The 20,603-nt window shown below is 40.7% G+C and carries 21 protein-coding genes; 2 read left to right on the top strand and 19 right to left on the bottom strand.

From position 1 onward, the window contains the following. Positions 1-163: 163 nt before the first annotated feature. The 3 genes from ORH16_RS10005 to ORH16_RS09995 form a co-directional block, all read right to left on the bottom strand. Positions 164-2,068, bottom strand: a complete 1,905-nt coding sequence (locus ORH16_RS10005; RefSeq protein ID WP_265458498.1) for an endonuclease MutS2 — start codon at positions 2,066-2,068, stop codon at positions 164-166. Between the two features lie 319 nt (positions 2,069-2,387). After that, entirely contained in the window at positions 2,388-2,738 is a 351-nt protein-coding gene (locus tag ORH16_RS10000) for a DUF488 domain-containing protein (RefSeq protein WP_265458496.1), read from the bottom strand. A gap of 14 nt (positions 2,739-2,752) precedes the next feature. Then, positions 2,753-3,178, bottom strand: a complete 426-nt coding sequence (locus ORH16_RS09995) for a GNAT family N-acetyltransferase (protein ID WP_265458495.1) — start codon at positions 3,176-3,178, stop codon at positions 2,753-2,755. Positions 3,179-3,314: 136 nt separating this feature from the next. On the opposite strand from ORH16_RS09995, the gene ORH16_RS09990 reads away from it, so the two are divergent. Beyond that, positions 3,315-4,223, top strand: a complete 909-nt coding sequence (locus tag ORH16_RS09990; protein WP_265458493.1) for a lactate/malate family dehydrogenase — start codon at positions 3,315-3,317, stop codon at positions 4,221-4,223. Positions 4,224-4,395: 172 nt separating this feature from the next. Here ORH16_RS09990 and ORH16_RS09985 read toward each other — a convergent pair whose 3' ends face one another. From ORH16_RS09985 to ORH16_RS09925, 13 genes are all read right to left on the bottom strand, one after another. Next, positions 4,396-4,863 (bottom strand): Lrp/AsnC family transcriptional regulator, encoded by a 468-nt coding sequence (locus tag ORH16_RS09985; RefSeq protein ID WP_265458491.1) that lies wholly within the window; start codon positions 4,861-4,863, stop codon positions 4,396-4,398. 297 nt (positions 4,864-5,160) lie between these two features. Continuing rightward, a complete protein-coding gene (locus tag ORH16_RS09980; RefSeq protein WP_265458489.1) occupies positions 5,161-6,168 on the bottom strand; it encodes a DUF4340 domain-containing protein in 1,008 nt (335 codons plus the stop codon). Between the two features lie 9 nt (positions 6,169-6,177). After that, positions 6,178-7,761 carry a Gldg family protein gene (locus ORH16_RS09975; RefSeq protein ID WP_265458487.1) on the bottom strand — a complete coding sequence of 528 codons (1,584 nt, stop codon included), beginning with the start codon at positions 7,759-7,761 and terminating at the stop codon, positions 6,178-6,180. A 10-nt stretch (positions 7,762-7,771) separates the two neighbouring features. After that, positions 7,772-8,638: an ABC transporter permease gene (locus ORH16_RS09970; protein ID WP_265458485.1), complete on the bottom strand. Its 867-nt coding sequence runs from the start codon at positions 8,636-8,638 to the stop codon at positions 7,772-7,774. Further along, complete coding sequence (locus ORH16_RS09965) at positions 8,635-9,648, bottom strand: ABC transporter ATP-binding protein (protein ID WP_265458483.1); 1,014 nt, start codon at positions 9,646-9,648, stop codon at positions 8,635-8,637. The genes ORH16_RS09970 and ORH16_RS09965 overlap by 4 nt, the downstream gene beginning before the upstream one ends. A gap of 300 nt (positions 9,649-9,948) precedes the next feature. After that, positions 9,949-11,346, bottom strand: a complete 1,398-nt coding sequence (gene gltA, locus ORH16_RS09960) for an NADPH-dependent glutamate synthase (protein ID WP_265458482.1) — start codon at positions 11,344-11,346, stop codon at positions 9,949-9,951. After that, positions 11,339-12,172 (bottom strand): sulfide/dihydroorotate dehydrogenase-like FAD/NAD-binding protein, encoded by an 834-nt coding sequence (locus ORH16_RS09955; protein ID WP_265458480.1) that lies wholly within the window; start codon positions 12,170-12,172, stop codon positions 11,339-11,341. The genes gltA and ORH16_RS09955 overlap by 8 nt, the downstream gene beginning before the upstream one ends. A gap of 241 nt (positions 12,173-12,413) precedes the next feature. Continuing rightward, on the bottom strand, positions 12,414-12,827 hold the full coding sequence (locus tag ORH16_RS09950) for a DUF3021 family protein (RefSeq protein WP_265458478.1): 414 nt from the start codon (positions 12,825-12,827) through the stop codon (positions 12,414-12,416). Next, entirely contained in the window at positions 12,828-13,283 is a 456-nt protein-coding gene (locus ORH16_RS09945; RefSeq protein ID WP_265458476.1) for a LytTR family DNA-binding domain-containing protein, read from the bottom strand. A 16-nt stretch (positions 13,284-13,299) separates the two neighbouring features. Continuing rightward, a complete protein-coding gene (locus ORH16_RS09940; protein ID WP_265458474.1) occupies positions 13,300-14,160 on the bottom strand; it encodes an ABC transporter permease in 861 nt (286 codons plus the stop codon). Next, complete coding sequence (locus tag ORH16_RS09935) at positions 14,144-15,043, bottom strand: ABC transporter ATP-binding protein (protein ID WP_265458472.1); 900 nt, start codon at positions 15,041-15,043, stop codon at positions 14,144-14,146. Before ORH16_RS09935 ends, ORH16_RS09940 begins: the two co-directional genes overlap by 17 nt. Positions 15,044-15,349: 306 nt before the next feature. Then, on the bottom strand, positions 15,350-15,763 hold the full coding sequence (locus tag ORH16_RS09930) for a hypothetical protein (RefSeq protein ID WP_265458471.1): 414 nt from the start codon (positions 15,761-15,763) through the stop codon (positions 15,350-15,352). Continuing rightward, on the bottom strand, positions 15,753-15,962 hold the full coding sequence (locus ORH16_RS09925) for a helix-turn-helix transcriptional regulator (RefSeq protein WP_265458469.1): 210 nt from the start codon (positions 15,960-15,962) through the stop codon (positions 15,753-15,755). Before ORH16_RS09925 ends, ORH16_RS09930 begins: the two co-directional genes overlap by 11 nt. A 219-nt stretch (positions 15,963-16,181) precedes the next feature. Between ORH16_RS09925 and ORH16_RS09920 the strand changes: the two genes are divergently transcribed. After that, a complete protein-coding gene (locus ORH16_RS09920; RefSeq protein WP_265458467.1) occupies positions 16,182-17,414 on the top strand; it encodes an MFS transporter in 1,233 nt (410 codons plus the stop codon). A gap of 100 nt (positions 17,415-17,514) precedes the next feature. On the opposite strand, the gene ORH16_RS09915 is transcribed toward ORH16_RS09920, so the two are convergent. The 3 genes from ORH16_RS09915 to ORH16_RS09905 all read right to left on the bottom strand — a co-directional run bounded on the left by ORH16_RS09915 (position 17,515) and on the right by ORH16_RS09905 (position 20,447). Continuing rightward, positions 17,515-17,778, bottom strand: coding sequence for a type B 50S ribosomal protein L31 (locus ORH16_RS09915; RefSeq protein WP_265458465.1), 264 nt, complete (start codon positions 17,776-17,778; stop codon positions 17,515-17,517). 99 nt (positions 17,779-17,877) lie between these two features. After that, on the bottom strand, positions 17,878-19,173 hold the full coding sequence (rho, locus tag ORH16_RS09910) for a transcription termination factor Rho (RefSeq protein ID WP_265458464.1): 1,296 nt from the start codon (positions 19,171-19,173) through the stop codon (positions 17,878-17,880). Further along, positions 19,170-20,447 carry a UDP-N-acetylglucosamine 1-carboxyvinyltransferase gene (locus ORH16_RS09905; RefSeq protein WP_265458462.1) on the bottom strand — a complete coding sequence of 426 codons (1,278 nt, stop codon included), beginning with the start codon at positions 20,445-20,447 and terminating at the stop codon, positions 19,170-19,172. The genes rho and ORH16_RS09905 overlap by 4 nt, the downstream gene beginning before the upstream one ends. Between the last annotated feature and the right edge of the window lie 156 nt (positions 20,448-20,603).

The raw sequence follows: 20,603 nt of genomic DNA, 5'->3' as shown, positions 1-20,603 counted from the left end.
CTCACTCATCTTATCATTCTGTCATGCTATTAAAAACCTACGGCCATCAGCAAGAATGCTTTATAAGCCTGCAGATTTTACTAGCTTCCTCAAGTCTTTCTTTTATAATAAATCTTTTTGCCGCATTTAGCCATGAAAAGACTTCCATTGAATATTTTTGTGATTATTTTTGCTCTGTCGCCAACTGCTGCGCCCGCTCCTTGGCTTCTTTAGCCAATTGCTTGTGGGCTTTTTTTGAACCCCGTTCCAAATCACGAATTTTCTTGCGCTCATGGAAATCAGCGAATAAACTTTCTAAATCATAATCAGTAGGATACAAATCTTTTGCGGCGCCTTTTAGTTCTAAACGGCGCTTTAAGACGGTTTTAAAATCACCATCTAAATAAATGATGCCATAAGATGCATCCTTTTCTTCATAGTACAAGCCGGTTTTCTGCAACTCAGCGGAGTAGACCCGATCGCCTTTGTCAAAGGCAATCGCCTCGACTTTAGGCGCTGCCTGCTGTCGTTTAGCAAATACTTTTTTCTCTGAAGAATAATTTTTAGTTTGCAGATAATCTCGACTGCGGGTCAAGACATTAGCCGGTACCTGCATCTTTTTCGCAATCCAAAAGGCATTACTGTCGCCAACTTCTCCTAATAACAGCTGGTATTTCGGCGACAAGCTGGCACTGTCAAAGGCCATCGCTGCTGTGACGAAGTCCTGATGCTGCAAAGCAAAATCTTTAATTTCCCCATAGTGGGTGGTGGCAATCACCAAAGCTCCCTTTAAATACATTTCCTCCATCAAGGCAATGCCAAGAGCAGCCCCTTCTTTTGGTTCAGTGCCGCTGCCGATTTCATCTAAGATCACGAGGGTATGATTGCGGCTCTTGGCTAAAATTTGCGAAATATTTTGCATGTGACCAGAGAAGGTGCTTAAGGCATTTTCCAAACTTTGTTGATCGCCGATATCAATAAAAAGTTCATCTAAAATTGGAATTGTCGTCCCTGCTTGATTGGCGACAAAAATTCCTGACATCGTCAACAAACAAGTTAAAGCGACGGTTTTTAAGACAACCGTTTTTCCGCCAGCATTTGGACCAGTGATAATCAATCCTCGATGTGCAGCACCCAGCTCCAAACTTAATGGAACTGGATTATCTAATAAAGGATGCTTGACTTGTTTCAATCGCAAAACATCTTCATGATTGATGTCCGGTTTGCGACCACCGAAGCTGCGGCTTAATTTTCCTCTGGCAAAAATAATATCTAGCTCGACAATAATATCTTTACTGTAATGAATCGTCGGCAGATTCTCAGCAATCAGTCCTGTCAGATAAGCTAAAATTTGATAGACCTCCGCCACTTCCTCAGCCTTCGCAAAAATTAATTCTTCATTGAGTTTGCTGACATCATTCGGCTCAATGTAGACGGTTTGACCTTGGCGAGAGCTTTCAACAATCGAACCTTTGACTTTATTTTTGAATTCGACCTTGACTGGTAATGTATAGCGGTCGGCTTTTTTCAAAATCAGCCGTTCCTGCAGAAAATTGCTGCCGCTCCAATTTCTTAAATGCTTGGCCATCTTGCCTTCAATATCTTTTTCAATTTTTTGAATCTGATTGCGGATCTTCCTCAGCTGACGAGAACTTTCGCTGGCAATTTGATTGCCTTGAATGCTTTGATTAATCGCTTCCTCAACATCAGATAAATCAGCCAAGTCTTTGGCATAGCTGGCTAAGGTCGGCGCTTGATACTGATTTTTTTCAAACAGCTTGGCAATCAGTCGAAAGCTCCGTAAAAAGTCGCCGTATTCAATCAGTTCGCCAATTTCTAAAATCAAACCTTTTTCAATTTTTTTGGTCAGCTGTTGAATCCGTGTCAATCCCATAAACGGAACGTGCTGACCTGAGCCAAGTAAATTGCTGGCCTCGTCAGTCTCAGCTAGTTTTCGCTTTACGGCATTGAAATTAGTCAATGGTCTGCGGTCTGCTAATAATTCTTTGGCAAAGTCACTGATGGTTAAGTGAATCAGCCGATCATTAATTTCGTTATATTGGGTGGTTTGTAATAATTGAGTATTCATCTCTATTCCTTTCTTTGGGAATAGACACCTGCAGACAGTCTTTCTCCTGTGAACAAAAAGTCGTTTTAGTTTAAAAGTTTTTTCCGGCAGCAGCTTTGTCCGTCAAAAAAAGACGGTAGGACAAAGACACCCTACCGTCTGGAAAATTTTACTATTATTGACAGGTATCTATTAGCACGCCAAATAAGCTTGGGCTTATTCAGCTATTAAATTGCTTGATTAGATACCGACTACACTCACAAATATACCTCTTTCAGGTTAAACTTTTTCTTCACAAAATCAGTGTACTAGAAATATTTTTAAAATACAAGCCGTAATTTTACTTTTCCAATACTTCCTTTAAAATCACCGCTTGGTTTTCTGTTTGATTTTTTGAAGCAAAGAGCAGCGTCACAGTCGCCTGTTCACTGACAATTTGCTGCAGCTCTTGAAAAGCTGCAGCAGTTGCTCCTGTTTCCAATTCCTTTAGATAAGCTGTTTTAAACTGAGAAAAAGTTATTTCCTCATGATGAAAGCTTTGGCGTAGTTCTTTACTAGGACCAATCTCTTTGAGCCATAAATCAATTTTGGCTTTCTCTTTGGCTTCGCCTCGAGGCCAAATTCGGTCAACTAAAATTCGATAGCCGTCATCTTCAGCGGCGGTAGCATAGACTCGTTTAAGTTGAAGCATGCAGACCACTCCTTTTATAAACTTAAATGCAGTAATGGATAAGGCCGGCCCGCATCGTCTAATTCACTGCGACTAACCACAGCAAAACCGTTTTTCAAATAAAATTCTTTCGCCCGTCGATTTTGTTCATTGACATCAACGGTTTGCACGCCATATTCGTTTTTCAAAATGTCGATAATTTGGCGGCCATAGCCTTGAGCAAAAACATTGGGATCTAAAAAAAGCATCTCCAAGGCCGTGTCCCGTGTTCCAGAAAAACCAACGAGCTGACTTTTGTCGTACCATAACAGCAAATCAACTTCTGGCAGCATTTGCGGCAGGCTGGTCTTGATCTCATTAAAATCGGCGGCTGTCAAAAATTCATGGCTGGCAAGCACTGATTTTTCCCACAGCTCAACAATAACCGGATAATCCTCCGGTCCAGCAACTTTATTAATCATCGTAATCCTTCTTTCTCTGTCCTTCTTACAATAACATCATAGCATAAAGACTGAAAAATATTTGTCGAAAACCTCTGGACAAGTCGAAACTCTCTTGAAATAATAAAGACTATTCTATAAAAAGGGACTGAAGGAAATGCGTAAAATTGCTATCATTGGTTTAGGTCATGTCGGCAGCACCACCGCTCAGCTACTGATTCAGCGGGGGCTAGTCGATGAATTAATTTTATTTGATAAAAATACTGAGGTAGCAGAGGCTGAGGTCAATGATTTGCTGCAAGGTCAGATTGATACCACCTTAGCAGTCAAATTAGCTGCTAACCAGCTAGCAGAATTAAAAAATTGCCAGCTCATCATCATGGCAGCCGGTGACAGCAGTTTATTAGCCGGTGATGTCGACCGGGTAGAGGAATTGCACTTTACCCAGCAGGTGATTGAAGAATGGGCACCGAAAATCAAAGCTAGCGGTTTTTCCGGCAGCTCGCTGATTATCACCAATCCCTGTGACGTGATTACCTGCTATTTTCAAAAACTTAGCCAGTTACCAACTGAAAAGGTTTTTGGAACAGGCACTTCTCTGGACACTGCCCGCATGAAACAAACACTTGCTGAAAGGGCCGGCGTTCACCCGACAGCAATTAACGGTTATGTTTTTGGCGAGCACGGCGATACACAGTTTACCCAGTGGTCCAATTTACAAATTGCCGGCAGCCTCTACGCTGAAAATTTATCTTTAGCTGAGCTTGCTGAATTAGAAACCGAATTTCGCCGCAAAGCCTCAACAGTTTTTCTAGGGAAAGGTTACACTAGCTACGGTATTGCTAATCAAGCCGCCTTAATTACCGAAGCTATTTTTTCAGATAGTCAAAAAATTATGCCAGTTTCCGTTTACAATCACAAAGAAAAAATTTATATTAGTCAGCTAGCGCGTCTTGGAAAAAATGGCATTGAAGAAATTTATCCTCCGATTTTAAATGAAGCTGAAGCAAAAAAATGGCAGCTTTCCGTGGCCCGCATCAAAGAAATGACTGCTGAACTCCAATAAAAAAAGCTATGCCATTAGTTTTTTTAACAGATGAAACTCCGAATAATACGATTGCTTCTGAATTCCAGTTGGCCCTCGTCGCAAATTGACAATTCTTAGTCGTTGTTGCTAAAAATTGTTCGTGAAGTTCGCTTCTGTTTTAACTAATGTCATAGCTTTTTTATAAGACAGTTTACATTACTTTTTCGCTCAATTTATTTTTTTCTGATTCCAAGATGAGTCCACGGGATTCAACCTGTGTTGAAAAAACAATATGAGTTCTTGTGTCGCCAAAGCGCTGCAGCTGATTGATAAATTCATCCAGCTCAATCGTGGTTTTAAACACGACCTTCAACTGCATGGAATAATCGCCAGTAATGCAGTCGCATTCCAATACGTTAGCGACGCTGCCAACAAAGCTGTAAAAAGCTTCTTTGTCTTTGGCATTTACTGCACAATGAATGTAGGCTTTAATTAGATAGCCTAATTTCTGATAATCAATTTGGGCTTGATAGTTTTTTATCAAGCCTTGATTTTCCAAATTTTGTAGGCGGACAGATGCTGCTGGTGAAGAGATAAAGCACTCTGAAGCAATCTGCTTAATGGAGACCCGGCCGTTTTCTTGAATAATATTGACAATCTTAGTATCGATTTCGTCCATGTGATACAACCCCTTTATCCGAGAAACAACCAGCACCTGCTCAAAGCAACCTATTTGAAAATTTCAAGTCAATTCTCATCTATTTTTAATTATGTCTATAATTGTACGCATTCTAACTAGAAATTTCAATAAAAATTTAGTTATTTTTAAAATTGGTCTACAAAATAATTTGTACTAGACAAAGATGAAATTATGAGAACGCTTTTTTAGATTCTTACTAGCATGAAATTCCCTCAACGTTGAAAAAATTCACTACAAAGACTTTCTCATTTTCTAAAACCTTTTAAGATTTTTATTTTATGACTCTGAAAAAGCGCTCAGCAAATTTTCAACTGTAGTTTGTGATAATTGGTATACGACAGAATTATCTGGCACCTGCAAATAATAATAGCCGGTCTCACTATCCAAATTACCAATATACATCGTAAAGGTTTTTTCTTCATCATCTGCTTGATAGACCACTTCATAGGTGGTTCGCGCATCTGTGGACAATCCGTAGCTAACTAACTCCTCATCAGTCGGCTGATAATTAATTGAGCTAGAAATATATAAAGATGTCAAATAAGAAACTGCATCACTAAAAGGAGTTGCTGCTGCTTCTGTTGATTCAGTGGTCGCAGTTTCTGCGGAAGATTCCGTTGTCGAATCTTCTGTTGTGCTGCTTTCCGTCGTTTCCGTCTGATCATCTTCAGCCGTTAGTTCCGTATAAATGCCATCAGTAATTTGGCTGACGCTAATCACAGTGTCACTGTCTAATGCTGGCACTTCTGGTGTCGCCACTAAAGTATTAACATCAAAAGTTAAATAAGAAACCAGCGTTGAGTCAATCACATAAATGGTGTCACTGTCAGCAAGTTTTGCATAATAACTGCCATCACTTAGCGTATTGCCGATTAAAATCTCTCCTTCAGCTTCTTCTGTTGCAAACTGAATTTGATAAGTCGGTTCAGCCAACCCGTAGGCCGCTAAATCATCCAAGTCCTCCGTTAATTCTTTTGTTGCTGTCAGCTGACCAATTGCTTGGGCGGTGACTTCCAATGTTGAGGTGCTTAAAGAAACATCCGGCACGCTGGTATCCACCCAGTCATCATCCATTTTTTCAAAACTGAGTGTGTCACTGCTATCAGAATAACTAAAGCTGGTTACGTCCGCATAATCTGTCACGTAAATTGTCGCCGCTTCAGAGGAGGCCGCTGTTTCAGCAGCAACGTCCTCATTATAATTGGCTAGAAAAATATAGATTATCATCCCGATAATTAACAACCCGCTTAAAATCACATAAGGATTCTTATAAACTTTTTGCATAATAACCTCCTAAGCCTTTCTTCTTCTCAACCAGATAACAAAACCAACAATTAAAATAATCAGTGGAATGATTAAAATCATAAACAGACTGTAGCTGCCGGGATTTGTGACCGTATTAGTGTTAGATGATAAAGTTTTTGCTTCAATACTAATATTGGAAACATCAGCAAAATTAGCCGTTACCATATTCATAAACAACGTGCTGTTTTCAATTGTTGAAACAGAAGCTAAAATTGAATCATCCATCATATTTGTGCTACTGACAACGGTCAACATGCCGTCAGAAACTGCTTCAGTCTCCGCATCTTCATCGGCATCACTACTTTCAGTTGATTCAGTGCTGCTTTCGGTGGTTGACTCCGTTGTCGATTCTGTCGTAGCTTCGCTAGTTGAATCAGTTGTCGATTCTTCTTCAGCGGTCACCGTTTGCGTGGCAACTGCCCCTAAAAGATACGTGCCTTGAACCTGATCGTCCTCTGTAACATCATAGCCACCTGAGCTAGTTTCCATCAAAGAAGTAACCGTAACATTTTCAATCGTCGGATCAACTTCCGTGAAGCCTTTAGTATTTAAAATCAAAACCATTTCATTTTCTATACCTTCTGCATAAGTTCCACTTAAGGTCAGATTCGGGAATAAATAATAAGGCTGTCCTTGATACGAGCGTTCCGTATCGGCAACATAGCCGGCGGTTTCTGCTAAACCATAAGCCGCCATAAAACTGCTTAAATTCGGCAGGTCAGGATCATCAGCGCTTAACACCACCATAACTTTTCCACCAGCCGCAATATAATCCTCCAGCTGAGTGATTTCATCTGCTGTGAAATCAGTGGTCGGCCCGTAGATTAATAATAAATCAGCATCCGTTGGCAGCTCATCAGTCATCAAAGTGTTGACAGTCTCTGTAGCATAATTATTTTTTGAAAAAGCATCGGTGATTGATGTCGGCAAATCCGTTTCGCCATGCCCTTCCGTTGTGTAAATAACTTGGGCTTCATTGCTAGTCAAAGCATTTAGCGCACTGGTAATTGCCCCATCGCCGTCAAAGGTTGTTACCGTGTTGTAGCTGCTGTCATAACCAGAATATAAAATTTCGCTGAAGCTGACGGTCATAGACTCTCCCGTCGTCTGGTCGATAATCACCAAAGTATCTTCATCGGCACTGTATTCAGTTAAAGCGGAAGGATGGAGCGTCGGGTCAATCCACTCCACTGAAATATTTTTTGTGAGGCCAGCATACTTTTCAATAAAGGTGCTGATGGTCGTATCAGTTTCTGATTGATTGGCTAAGACCACAAAATCAATCTCATCTGACAAATTCTCCAAGAAATTTTCAGAGGTTGTCGAGACCTCCATGATTTGTTCCTCACTTAAATCAATTGTCTGAACAGAGGCTGGTAATTGATTGGCAATTAAATTGACGAGCATCACTAGAACAATCACCAAGACTGTTAAGCCGCCACGGTATGTCCCCTGCTTGAAATTTTTTGTTTGGAAGGATTTTTTAATCGACTGCCAAGAAAATAAGTGCAGCACTTCCTTTAAACTGCGTTTAGGACTTCTATTTGCGAATAATTTATTTTTCTTCTTCATCTGCTTCCTCCTAGCTCCAACGCCGTTTTTGTAATACTTGCAGCGTCAAAAAATTAAATAAGCCAATCAAGGACAATAAAAAGACGAGGTTTGGCACGCTGAAGAGATTGCTGTCCACCGAGTTATACAAGATACTGGTCAAATCAAATCCTGCTAATAAATTACTCAACAAGCTTTCATAAGCTGTTCCATTTACCACATAAATCACCACAGCAATTATGCCTGCAACCAAAAAGAATAGGCCGCTGAAAAGGCCACTCCCTAGATAAGAAAACAGAACTAAAGCTGCGACTGCCAGTAATAAAAGTATTGCAATTAAATTATAAAAACCAATCGTCGGCAGATAAGCACTCAGGCTGCTCCAAAAATACAGCAGTAATAATATTCCCATCGTGCCGATAGCCGCGATAATTTGACTCTCTGTTAAAGAGGAAATCAACATTCCTAAAGCTATGTACAACGAACCAATCAAAAAGAATAAGAAGATTGTCAAATAATCAATGGTCAAATGGGCGGAACCTAATGTCAAAATAATAATCGGACAAATACAAAAAATTAAACAGGCAATCGCCAAAATACTAATCATTGAAAGGTATTTGCCTAAAACTATTTCCCATAATTTGACTGGCGCTGTCAGCAGCAATTGGTCGGTTTTGCTGCGGCGTTCTTCTGCAAAGGACTTCATCGTTAAAATCGGCACGGCAATAATCATGATTAATAACCCTGAACCAAGCGCATAAGAAAAATAATTATAGCCATAATAGAGGTTGTAAACCATAAAATAAAAGCCGACAAAGGCAATCAAAAAAGCTAAAAAGACATTGCCAATCATCGTCTGAAAATAAGATTTCAGCTCCCGTTTATAAATTGCCATCATTTTGCATCACCTGCCTCATCTTTATTCTCTGCCGTTTCTAAATCTGTTGCAGTTTCCCCAGTTAATTCTTCTACCGCTTCAACTGGGTCTTGAATTAATTCCAAGAAAACATCCTCTAGGCTGGTAGTTGATTGCTGAATTTCCAAGATTGCAATTTGTTCTTTGGCAAAGGCTAAAAATAATTCTTCACGAATATCTGTTTGATCCTTCATCTGCAAATGAATTTTAGTCGTCTCATTTTCCGCTTGATAATCCGCCCGCTCAATCTGAGGCAGTTCGGCTAAAATCTTCTCCGCTAAAGCTGGTGTCGTTTTAATTGTTAATTCGATGCTCAGTGGCGCATTCATTAAGCTGCCGATATTGTCAGTGGTTTCTTTGACGACTAGTTTACCTTTGGCCATGATTAAAAATTCATCGCAGACCTCTTGAACCTCAGCCAAAATATGCGAACTGAAAATTATCGTGTGCTCTTCAGCCAGTTCTCGAATCAAACTGCGAATTTCAATAATCTGCTGCGGGTCTAAGCCGACAGTCGGCTCATCCAAAATAATAACCTCAGGATAGCCCATGATTGCCTGAGCTAAGCCAACCCGTTGTTTGTAGCCTTTAGATAGATTTTTAATCAAGCGCTGACGGACGTCGCCTAATTGGACTTTGTCAATTACTTCTTCCATTCTTTGCAGGCGTTTATTGTGGGGGATTTTTTTTAATTCCCCACAAAAGGATAAATATTCCTCCACCTTCATATCTAAATACAAAGGTGGCTGCTCCGGCAGGTAGCCGATTTTACTTTTGACCATCTCGGGATTTTTTAAGATATCCAACCCGTCAATTTCCACCGTGCCAGAAGTTGCGCCGATGTAGCCGGTGATAATGTTCATGGTCGTCGATTTACCGGCACCATTCGCTCCCAACAGGCCATAAACTTTTCCATTTTCGACAGTAAAGCTTAAATCTGCCAAGGCCAATTGATTGCCATAACGTTTCACTAAATTTTTTACTTCAATCAAAGCGTGTTCCTCCATTTTATAAATATTCAAAAAATAGCATTTTTTAAATATAGAGAAAAGTCTTGGCTTTTTTTTGAAGTTTTTCTGATAATTAGTTGAGGAAAAAGGCAAAAATAATTTAAGGAAAATTCATATTTTTCAAAAAAAAAGAAACTGCCTCACCAGTTATTCATAGCTAACCGCCTAGTGGTTGCTCCTCTTTAGCACTGTTTCCCTAAAGAGTTTCAAACAGATAAGGTAGCTATTTTTTACTGATGTTACAGTTTCGAAATTAATTTATTTTTTTTTTGTTGCAAAAAATTATTTTTTTCCTTCAATGTAGCTGGCAATTTCTTTGGCGGCAATTTTGCCGGCCCCCATCGCCAAGATTACTGTAGCGGCACCAGTCACAATGTCGCCGCCTGCATAAACGCCTGGAATTGAAGTTTGACAGGTCGCTTCTTCAGCGTCGACATAGCCCCATTTATTTAAGGCCAACTCTGGATAAGTTTCCAATAAAACACGATTTGGTCCCTGACCAATCGCTTCAATCGCCGTATCAGCTTCAATCACAAATTCGCTGTCGGCAATGGCGACGGGCCGCCGCCGTCCGCTTTCATCCGGTTCACCTAGTTCCATTTGCAGACATTTAACACCTTTTAAGGAACCATTTTCATCTGCTAAATATTCTGTAGGGCTCGTCAGCCAATAAAATTGGATGCCCTCTTCCACCGCGTGGTGATATTCTTCTAAACGGGCCGGCAGTTCATCCAAGGATCGGCGATAAACAATCGCTACTTCCTTGGCGCCAATTCTTTTTGCGCTTCTCGCAGCATCCATCGCCACATTACCACCGCCGATGACCACGACTTTTTGCGAATTTTGAATAGGTGTATCATAATCAGGAAATTGATTGCCGTGCATTAAATTAATGCGGGTCAAAAATTCACTAGAGGAATATACTCCCTTTAATGCCGAGCCGGGAATTCCTTGAAAGTTTGGCGCTCCGGCACCAACCGCCAGATAGCAGGCGTCAAATTCCTCCATAATTTCTGTCATGGTAATTGTCTTACCCACCACAACATTGGTTTCAATGGTGACGCCTTGCGCTTTTATTCCATCAATTTCTTTTTGAACGACTTCTTTTGGCAGACGAAAGGCTGGAATGCCATAAGATAAAACGCCGCCTGCTAAATGCAAGGCTTCATAAATTGTCACTTGAAAACCTAAGGCCGCTAAATCGCCGGCACAGGTCAAGCCTGATGGTCCCGAACCGATGACAGCGACTTTTCCTTTATAAGTTTTTGGTAGCGTGACTTTTTCTGTTGGCTGTTGAATCGCCCAATCTCCTACCAATCTTTCTAAACGGCCGATTGCCACTGGTTCAAATTTTTTCGATTGCCCGAGACGACAAACCATCTCGCATTGTTTTTCTTGGGGACAAACTCGACCACAAATTGCCGGTAAGTTGGTATAACGATTTAAAATTTTATAGGCTTCTGCTAGATTTTCATCCTCAATCGCTTTAATAAAGCCGGGAATATCAATTTCCACGGGACATTTGGCAATACAGGGAGCATTTTTACATTGTAGACAACGACTGGCCTCTAATTGACCTTCCGCCAAGGTATAACCAAAGCTCACCTCAGAAAAATTATGGTTGCGGACTTCTGCCTTTTGTTCTGCCATTGGCGTTTTTGTGTAGCTTCTTTTAGCCATGGGCCTCCACCTGCTCTCGATATTTTTGATAGGCTGTGTCTTCAGCGCTGCGATACTGTGACATCCGGGCGATAAATTCATCCCAGGCTACTTCGGCGCCTAAAAATTCCGGACCGTCAACGCAGGCATATTTTACAGAATCAGCCACCGTCACACGACAGCCGCCGCACATGCCAGTTCCATCTACCATAATCGGATTTAAGGAAACATAAATCGGCAAATCAAAATCCATCGCCGTCAGCGTCGCAAACTTCATCATGGGGCTAGGACCTATTGCCCAGCCGAAATCAATCGTTTCTGTTTGCAAAACTTTTTTCATTGCATCGGTGACTAACCCTTTTTCACCTAGAGAACCGTCGTCTGTCATTAAAATCAATTTATCGGAATAACGGTTACATTCTTCCTTTAAAATTAATAGGTCAGCTGTTTTTGCACCTAAAATTGTCGTGACGGTATTGCCAGCTTCCTTCAGCGCTTTTACAATTGGAAATAGTGCCGCAATCCCAACACCGCCGCCGACCATTAACACATGACCGTAATTTTTAATTTCGGTGGCCTTGCCTAGAGGTCCGACAAAATCTTGAATCTCATCACCGGTGTTCAGCACTGCCAATTGTGCAGTGGATTTACCAATCACTTGAAAAATCAGCCGCACCCAGCCGGCCTCTGGATCAGTTGCTACAACCGTTAAAGGAACTCTTTCGCCAAAATCATTGATGCGTAAAATGACAAACTGGCCGGCCTGTGCTTTTTTGGCAACTCGAGGATCTTCAATATAAATTTCATATTCTGTGTCAGCAAGTTTATTTTTGGCAATAATTTTCATCTAAATTACCTCCGCTAAAAAATCTATCTTTTTTGGTAAAAGCTACTCTTAATTAGTGCTAATTTTACCCTATAATCTTAGATTAATGAAGATTTATTTTAAAGCTTCATTATTTTTTGAAAAATCAAGGTCTGCCATAATCAAAACAAGCCGCCAAGTATAAGCAACTTGGCGGCGGATATACTCTTGGGGCAGAAAATTTATTTGCGAGTATATTGTCCCACGAAAAAAATTCTAAAAATTATTTTTCTGTGCGATTTTTTTGTAATCGCCGATTAATCTTACTGATTTTACGGCGTTGCAGAATTTTTAATACGAGCCAGACAAAAAGGTAGCTGATGAAAAAATAGCCAAACACAGCAAGACCATCCTCCAGCAAAGCATCCTGCCAACCGTTTACCAGAAAAATGAAAATTGTGAGCAGCATGGTACATAGGAAATGTAATAACAGCGCAAAGGAAAAATTGATTTCCAGATCAAAAATTCCAGTCAGCTGACCGGAGCAGCCGCCTAAAAACAACACACTGACAACATTCCCAATCGTTAAAGGCTCAGTATGGATGTGAAATAAACGCAGAATGGCAAAGATGATACTAGCAAAGATGATACCAGCAAAAAATCGAGACAGGATTTTATTGATTACTTTTTTATTCATTTACACGCCCAGCCTTTTCATTAAATTTGGCAGGTATTTGCGGCTGACACTCTCTTGGTAGCCGCCCTTCAAAAATGCCAGCATATTTCCGGAAAAACTATCCTCCAAATAATCCAACTGATTGATATTAATCACGCAAAATTTTGAAATCTGTAAAAAATCCGGATTACGCAAACGCTCGACAAATTGATACAAGCGTTCCTTCGTTTGATATTCGCCATTCAGGGTTTTAATCGTCAATTCTGCTTTTTGAACAGAGACCACAGCAATCGTTTCAACCTTGACTAAGGCAATTCGTTCTTTTTGTTTTAAAGGAATTGCCGTTGGTGTCTCTTCTAATAAGTATTCTAATTCTGCAACAAGCCGCTGAACCTGCTGGTTAGCGGGAGCGGCTTTGATGAAAATTTCTAATTCATCCTCTGCCAGCTGCTCTGTCAATTCCACCTCAATTTTCATGTTGTTTCTCCTCAGATTAACTCAATTCAGCTTTTCTATGTCTAGCTGCTAAAACAATCAGCAGCAATCCTAAAAGACCAATCCCTATCAGTATACCAAATTCATAGCCAGCTGCCGCAAAGTTTCCCCATTCAATCTCAATTCCTAAAGAAGTTTTAGCTGCCGCCAATTCGTTGGCAGGTAATTGGTTGGCCGCATCTGCAATCGTTGGGCCTAGTAAAAGTCGGCGATACCAGGCTGCCAGATAAATGGCTGGTGTTCCTTTAATCAAAGTTTGACCAAAGTCTGGCAATAAGCCTAGTGGTACGTAGACGCAAGCCATAAAGCCAGCCGCCGTTCCTAAAATAGTTTCAATTTTTCCAAGTGTATTTTTGCGCTTAATAAAACTAATCACCGCAAAAAAGAGCAGGCTGAAACAAAATGAACTAAAGAGCACTATCAGTAAGACCATTGGCAATTGACCAAAAGGAATTTCAATTTGGTCCACCAACACAAAATAGCAAGACATGATTAGCAATAAAATCAGCTGCATCACACTACCAATGATAGTTGCACTCAACACGTAGCTGAGATTTTTTTGCGTTTCCTTCAAACCAACTAGAGTAATATCCTGCAGCACATTTCTTTCCCGGTCCTCCACCATCTGACCTAAGCCTGCCAAAGTGCTGGTAATTGCCGTCACCGCCAGTGTTCCACCAATCAACCATAAATCTAATAGCTGAACGCCTTGTGCCACTTGAGTCCAGTTCCCCATCATCGTGTCCCGCAAAAAAATAATATACAAAACGAATGAAATCAAGGCCCCCAAGACTGAAAAAATTACGCCACTGCGATTTCTAAAATAAATCATTAAATTTCGTTCAATTAATCCGCTCATCGTTAGTTTCCTCCTTAGTTACTGCTAAAAAGACATCATCCATGCTGCCCTCATGAAAATGAAAATTGCTAATTTGATCACGGTTCATCGTTAAAATTTCAATTGCGGTTTGAACGTGAATATTAGAAAAAGTCAACAGCTGACCCTCTTGCTCAAAGGACACTTCTGAAGGGATTTTTTCGCTAATTCTTTCAGGAACTACCGTTTCGATTTCTAAAACATTGGTGGTGTAAACTTGTCGCAATTTTTCAGCTGTCCCCTCTGCAATAATCTGACCCTCTTTGAGAATATAAACGTAGTCCGCATTATTCGCTTCTTCCAGATAATGAGTGGTTAAAAAAATCGTCAGCTGTGTCTCCCGCTGTAATTTTTCTAAAAGCTGCCAAATCATTTTACGGGATTGAATATCTAAACCGGTCGTTGGTTCATCCAAAAATAAAATCCGGGGCTGATGTAACAAAGCTCTAGCAATATCAACTCGCCTTTTTTGACCACCGGATAAGGTGCCGTATTTTTGTTTTTCAAAGGTAGTCAATTGAAAAAGCTCCGATAATTCTTGAATTCTCGCCTTTGAAACCCGTCCACTCATTTTCCCCCGCAAAGTTAAATTTTCCCAAACTGTCAACTCATCATCTAAAATACTATTTTGAAAGACAACGCCAATTTGCTGATAATAGTCACTCGTATTGACGGGTTGACCGTCTAATAATATTTGGCCACCGGTTGGTGGGGCTAATTTAGTCAGCATAGATATTGTGGTTGATTTTCCCGAACCGTTGGGCCCTAAAAAGGCCACAAAGGAACCCGCTGCTATTTCCAAATTTATTCCCTTAACCGCTTGAAGTGTTCCATAATTTTTAGTCAGATTATTAACTGTTAACATCTTCAGCACCTCTTTTCGTATACTCAGTTTATAAAATTCCTCCGCCCTTGTGACTGAAAAGGCGGTAAGTGGTAATAATTTGAAACTGAGTGGTCAGAAAAATACTGTGAAATTTTAACAAAAAAGAGCCTGTGACATTAGTCTTTTTAACAGATGAAATCCCAAACTATATTGTATTTGCTCCTGCGGTCCAGTGTCCTCGTCGCAAATGAACCATATCTAGTGGTTTTCACTAGCTACCGTTCGTATAGTTCGGCTCTGTTCTAACTAATGTCACAGACTCTTAAAAAGTGATGATGATGCAGTTTACATTTCTTTAGCCAATTTCAAGCACCAAAAAAGTGCGTAGGCTTGAATCACTAAGTAGACAGCCACCAACGAGAACACTATCGGCAAATTTTCCTTCATCAAGGCATAGGCCAGCATTAAAGCACCGAGTGAAATTGTCATCAAATCAAAACCTTTGGCCTTTGCTAACAGCGCAATTTGGACATTGCACTCATCGTTTTCTTCAATTTCAAAAGCTTTTTTTGCTACCGCATCTTTTTTGAATGCCAGCTCCTGTAAAATGGCTCCTAAATAATTACCAAACAGGCCACAGCCAAAGGCAATCAAAAAATACGGTAAGCCCCAGCCCAACCAAATTTCTCTTTGCAATCCAAATAGACCAACTAAAAAAAGTACCAGACTCCCACTTAATTTTACCAGCTTAGCTTTCATCTTCTTCCTCCTCGTAAATAAAAATATCCTCGATCGCCACGTCAAAATAACGGGCCAGTTTAAAAGCCAATAGAATCGATGGATTATAGCGTCCATTTTCTAAGGAGCTAATGGTTTGCCGGGAAACTAGCAAGGCCTGCACCAAGTCCTCTTGAGTGATGCCCCGCTCTTTGCGAATTTTTTCTAAATTATTTTTCATAGACTTCCTTCCCTTCTGACGGAAAGTGTACTTTACGTTTTAAGTGTATCAAAATTTCTCTTTTACGTAAAGTTCATTTTACATTGCGTTTGATTTTATTGTTAGCGAGGATTGGCTTCTCCAACTAAAGTTCGTTTGCGCATAAGACTAAAGGCGGATGAGATTTTGCTCATCATCCTCTAAACTTATTTTAAAAATGAAGAAAGTTGGAAAAAAAGGATGGGAAAAAGAAAAAATATTAGCTATTTAATTTTAGGACAATTTATTTCTGTGTTTGGCGGAGCAATTCTGCGCTTTGCCTTATCGTTGTTTGTTTTGGATATAACGGGACGGGCAGATGTCTTTGCGACAGTCTTGGCGATTTCCAGCATTCCGGTTTTATTTGCGCCGATTGGTGGGGCAATTGCCGATCGCTTTGACCGCAAAATTTTGATGGTGCTGATGGATGTCGCCAATGCAATTTTAGCTCTGTGCTTATTCTTAGTCGTCGGTTGGAGTGAATCAATTTGGGGAATTGGCTTCATTCTATTTTTATTAGCCATTGTCGGCAGCTTTGATACACCAGTAGTTGGCGCCAGTATTCCCTTAATTGTCGAAGAACATGAATTAGAGAAAATTAACGGACTGTCAAACGGAATTTTGCAATTATCAAATGTTGTTGCACCAATTATTGGCGGTATTTTATACGGTATCTTAGGCGCTCAACTTTTAATCGGTATCAGTATTTTCTTTTTCATTTTAGCGGCAATCTTTGAAAGCTTCTTAAAAATTCCGCGAGTCCATCAAGAACGCAGTGGAGCGATAGTCAAAACATTATTCAAAGATTTGCAGGCTGGCTTTCGTGAAGTGAAAAACAATCCAGTTATCTCAAAGACCATTATTATCGCCGCATTAATTAATTTTTCCCTCTCATCGTTTTTCATTGTCGGCTTGCCGATCATCTTGCGAATTATTTTAAACGTCAATGATACGTTATATGGAATTGGCATGGCGGTCTTCAGTCTTTCCAATATTTTGGGTGCCCTCTTTGCCGGCGTCTTAACGAAAAATTTACGCTTTAATAATTTGTACCTAACCTTCGCCTTTTCAGGAATTCTCTTGATTGTCATGAACCTATTACTAGGCATTTTCGGCGGTGGAGTAGGCTACAGCGTTGTTATGATTATTGGAACAATTATCGGCATGATGATGAGTGCCATCTCCATCTACTTGATTTCTTTGGTGCAAAGAATCACGCCAAAGGAAAATCTGGGGAAAGTCATGGCGACCATCATTGCGGTTGCTCAATGCGCCGTTCCCGTGGGGCAATTTATCATGGGGATTTTATTTAAGAACAGCCTGACCTCTTTCTTTATCCCCATGATGATTGTCAGCAGCTTTGTTTTGCTTATTTCCTGCCTGTGTTTCTTTTGGTTTAAGCAAACTAAAGAAAGTGATATTTATGTTGTATAAGAATAAAGTTGAAGCATTCTTCAAAAACACAGAAAAAAACCTTCCCAAAATTTGGGAAGGTTTCGAATCATCTTGGTTATACCAAAATTTATTGTGCAGATTATTGTTCTGCGTTTGCGTCTGCCAAACCGTATTTTTTGTTGAAACGGTCCACTCGACCATCGGCTTGAGTGAATTTTTGGCGACCAGTGTAAAATGGATGAGAATCAGAAGTTACTTCGACACGAATCACTGGATAAGTGTTGCCGTCTTCCCATTCAACAGTTTCTTGTGAAGATTTAGTTGAACCTGACAAGAATTTGAAACCTGTTGTAGAATCCATAAATACGACTGGATGGTAATCTGGATGAATTTCTTGTTTCATAACTTATTACGCTCCTTAGGCCCTGAAACATTTGCTGAATCAGAGTTATTTGTCGATAAACAACATTCATATAATATCATGAATGAATCGCTTTGACAATTATCTTTTTTGATTTCTTTTCGGGCTGCGGCCGCCGAATTCAACATCTTGGAAGGCTTTTAAGAAAGCTTCGTTATTTTTGGTTTTCTTTAAGAAGCGAATTAGTTGGTCGGTATATTCTAAAGAATCGCCGCTCATTTGATTCCGCAGCTTCCACGTTTCCTCCAATTGACCCGCTGACATTAACAATTCTTCTTTTCTCGTACCGGATTTCTTAATATCAATTGCTGGGAAAATCCGGCGCTCTGCTAAATCACGGGACAGATGCAATTCTTGGTTACCGGTTCCTTTAAATTCTTCGTAGATAATGTCATCCATCCGGCTACCAGTATCCACTAAAGCCGTCGCCAAAATAGTCAGGCTGCCGCCCTCTTCAACATTGCGGGCCGCTCCAAAGAATTTTTTCGGTTTGTACAACGCCGCGGGATCAATCCCGCCGCTTAAAGTTCGACCACTTGGCGGAATCACCAAATTATATGCTCGCCCTAAGCGGGTAATACTATCCATCAAAATCACGACGTCGCGTTTGTCCTCGACTAAACGCATCGCCCGCTCTAAAACTAATTCCGAAACGCGGGTATGATTTTGCGGCTGTTGGTCAAAGGTGGAAGACACGACATCGCCTTTAACACTGCGCTCTAAATCCGTCACTTCTTCCGGACGTTCATCAATCAACAGTAAAATTAATTCCACATCGGGATTATTTTCTGTAATCCCATTGGCAATTTCTTTTAAGACCGTTGTCTTACCCGCTTTTGGTGGCGCTACAATTAAGCCCCGTTGACCAAAGCCGACCGGCGCAAACATATCAATCATTCTAGTTGATAAACGGCCAGCCGTCGTTTCTAAAATTAATTGGCGATCTGGATACAATGGCGTGAGCGCTGGAAAATGTGGCCGTTCCTTCGCTTCTTCTGGGTCTTTACCGTTAACTGATTCAACATGCATCAAGCCGTAATAGCGTTCTGATTCCTTCGGTGGCCGCGCTTTGCCGGCGACTTTATCGCCGTTTCTTAAACCAAAGCGGCGAATTTGTGAGGAAGAAATATAAATATCTTCTTGGCTGGGGCCGTAATTAATCGGCCGTAAAAAACCATACCCCTCTTGACCGACAATATCCAAGACGCCCTCCATATAAAAGAAGCCCTGATTTTCCGCTTGGGCCCGAATGACAGCCAGCGCCAATTCTTTTTTGTTCATTTGACTATAATAAGGAATTTTAAATTCCTTAGCATAGGTATAAATCTCCTTCAGAGTTTTATTTTCAAGCTCTGCCATTGTTAAATAATCGCTCATGCTTTTTCCTCTTCCTCAATCATCTTGATATCCGCACCAAGATTGGTTAATTTCTCAACAATGTGATCATAACCTCTTAAAATATATTCCACGTTGTAAATCGTCGTCGTACCGCTCGCCATCAAGCCGGCAATCACCAAGCAAGCACCAGCTCGTAAATCAGAAGCAACCACTTCAGCCCCCTGCAACTCGGAAGGACCTTCTGTGACAATTAAATTTTCTTTGACTGAAATATTGGCTCCCATCCGGGCTAATTCCTGCACATGATTCACACGTTTAGAATAAATGGTATCCAAAATTTCTCCCCGCCCCTGCGCTTTTAATAAAAGTGGCGTAATCGGTTGTTGCAAATCGGTAGCAAAGCCGGGATAAGGGAAAGTTTTGACACTGACTGCCTGTAATTCTTCCGTTGGAAACACTTTAATCGCATCCTCAGAAATTTCCATATGGACACCAATTTCCTGCAGCTTCGCAATAAAACTTTCCAAATGTTCAAAAATGACATTTTTCACCACAATGCCTTCACCCGCACCCATCACAGCGGCCATCGACAAATAAGTTCCCGCTTCAATGCGATCGGGAATAATTGAATGGCGGCAACCGTGCAACTCTTTGACGCCTTCAATCCGAATAATATCCGTACCTGCTCCACGAATGTTGGCCCCCATATTATTTAGCAGGGTCGCCACATCGATAATTTCTGGTTCTCTAGCAGCATTTTCAATAATTGTTTTGCCTTCTGCTTTCACTGCAGCCAGCATCACATTGATTGTAGCGCCAATCGATACCATATCCATAAAAATACGTGTTCCGTTTAAACCAGCTGCTTTAGTCCGCAAATACATCGCACCATGTTCATTGCTGACAGCAGCGCCTAAAGCTTCAAAGCCCTTAATGTGCAAATCAATTGGCCGTGGTCCTAAATAACAGCCGCCAGGTAGTCCAACCACTGCTTCACCAAACTTTCCTAACAAAGAGCCCATAAAATAATAGGATGCCCGCAAGCTGTTAATTTTTCCGCTGGGCATTGGAATTGAAACTAAGCCACGGGGGTCAATCGTCATTTGATTATTTTCAAAGGTGACTTCAGCACCCATGATTTCTAAAATTTCAATAAGGGAATGCACATCTTGAATGTCGGGGACACCATCTAAAATTACCGGAGAGTCAGCAAGGATAGCAGCGGGGATTAATGCGACGGCACTGTTTTTAGCGCCGCTGACGGTTACTTCACCTGATAAAGGCCGACCGCCGTTGATTACTAATTTTTTCATATATAAGTCACCTATATTTATTTTTTCTAGTTGAAACCCTTTTTATCTTACCATATTTCTATTTAGGATGATATGCAGCGGCGAGAATTGCTGGTTTTTTGAAGAATATACCCGTTACAACTGCTAGTTGATTGTTGATTTTAAAAGAAAATAGTA

The organism is Enterococcus sp. HY326, assembly GCF_026157065.1.
Lineage (GTDB): Bacteria > Bacillota > Bacilli > Lactobacillales > Enterococcaceae > HY326.
Note: the sequence above shows the minus strand (reverse complement) of the source record. Positions and strands in the feature narration are given on the sequence as shown.

What these genes read in the sequence shown, in the direction of transcription:
- ORH16_RS09950 (WP_265458478.1), bottom strand. Translation starts at nt 12,827, where the DNA reads ATGAATAAAAAAGTAATCAATAAAATCCTGTCTCGATTTTTTGCTGGT.
- ORH16_RS09955 (WP_265458480.1), bottom strand. Translation starts at nt 12,172, where the DNA reads ATGAAAATTATTGCCAAAAATAAACTTGCTGACACAGAATATGAAATT.
- rho (WP_265458464.1), bottom strand. Translation starts at nt 19,173, where the DNA reads ATGAGCGATTATTTAACAATGGCAGAGCTTGAAAATAAAACTCTGAAG.
- ORH16_RS09990 (WP_265458493.1), top strand. Translation starts at nt 3,315, where the DNA reads ATGCGTAAAATTGCTATCATTGGTTTAGGTCATGTCGGCAGCACCACC.
- ORH16_RS09985 (WP_265458491.1), bottom strand. Translation starts at nt 4,863, where the DNA reads ATGGACGAAATCGATACTAAGATTGTCAATATTATTCAAGAAAACGGC.
- ORH16_RS10000 (WP_265458496.1), bottom strand. Translation starts at nt 2,738, where the DNA reads ATGCTTCAACTTAAACGAGTCTATGCTACCGCCGCTGAAGATGACGGC.
- ORH16_RS09905 (WP_265458462.1), bottom strand. Translation starts at nt 20,447, where the DNA reads ATGAAAAAATTAGTAATCAACGGCGGTCGGCCTTTATCAGGTGAAGTA.
- ORH16_RS09945 (WP_265458476.1), bottom strand. Translation starts at nt 13,283, where the DNA reads ATGAAAATTGAGGTGGAATTGACAGAGCAGCTGGCAGAGGATGAATTA.
- ORH16_RS09915 (WP_265458465.1), bottom strand. Translation starts at nt 17,778, where the DNA reads ATGAAACAAGAAATTCATCCAGATTACCATCCAGTCGTATTTATGGAT.
- ORH16_RS09970 (WP_265458485.1), bottom strand. Translation starts at nt 8,638, where the DNA reads ATGATGGCAATTTATAAACGGGAGCTGAAATCTTATTTTCAGACGATG.
- ORH16_RS09925 (WP_265458469.1), bottom strand. Translation starts at nt 15,962, where the DNA reads ATGAAAAATAATTTAGAAAAAATTCGCAAAGAGCGGGGCATCACTCAA.
- ORH16_RS09930 (WP_265458471.1), bottom strand. Translation starts at nt 15,763, where the DNA reads ATGAAAGCTAAGCTGGTAAAATTAAGTGGGAGTCTGGTACTTTTTTTA.
- gltA (WP_265458482.1), bottom strand. Translation starts at nt 11,346, where the DNA reads ATGGCTAAAAGAAGCTACACAAAAACGCCAATGGCAGAACAAAAGGCA.
- ORH16_RS09940 (WP_265458474.1), bottom strand. Translation starts at nt 14,160, where the DNA reads ATGAGCGGATTAATTGAACGAAATTTAATGATTTATTTTAGAAATCGC.
- ORH16_RS09995 (WP_265458495.1), bottom strand. Translation starts at nt 3,178, where the DNA reads ATGATTAATAAAGTTGCTGGACCGGAGGATTATCCGGTTATTGTTGAG.
- ORH16_RS09920 (WP_265458467.1), top strand. Translation starts at nt 16,182, where the DNA reads ATGGGAAAAAGAAAAAATATTAGCTATTTAATTTTAGGACAATTTATT.
- ORH16_RS09980 (WP_265458489.1), bottom strand. Translation starts at nt 6,168, where the DNA reads ATGCAAAAAGTTTATAAGAATCCTTATGTGATTTTAAGCGGGTTGTTA.
- ORH16_RS10005 (WP_265458498.1), bottom strand. Translation starts at nt 2,068, where the DNA reads ATGAATACTCAATTATTACAAACCACCCAATATAACGAAATTAATGAT.
- ORH16_RS09975 (WP_265458487.1), bottom strand. Translation starts at nt 7,761, where the DNA reads ATGAAGAAGAAAAATAAATTATTCGCAAATAGAAGTCCTAAACGCAGT.
- ORH16_RS09935 (WP_265458472.1), bottom strand. Translation starts at nt 15,043, where the DNA reads ATGTTAACAGTTAATAATCTGACTAAAAATTATGGAACACTTCAAGCG.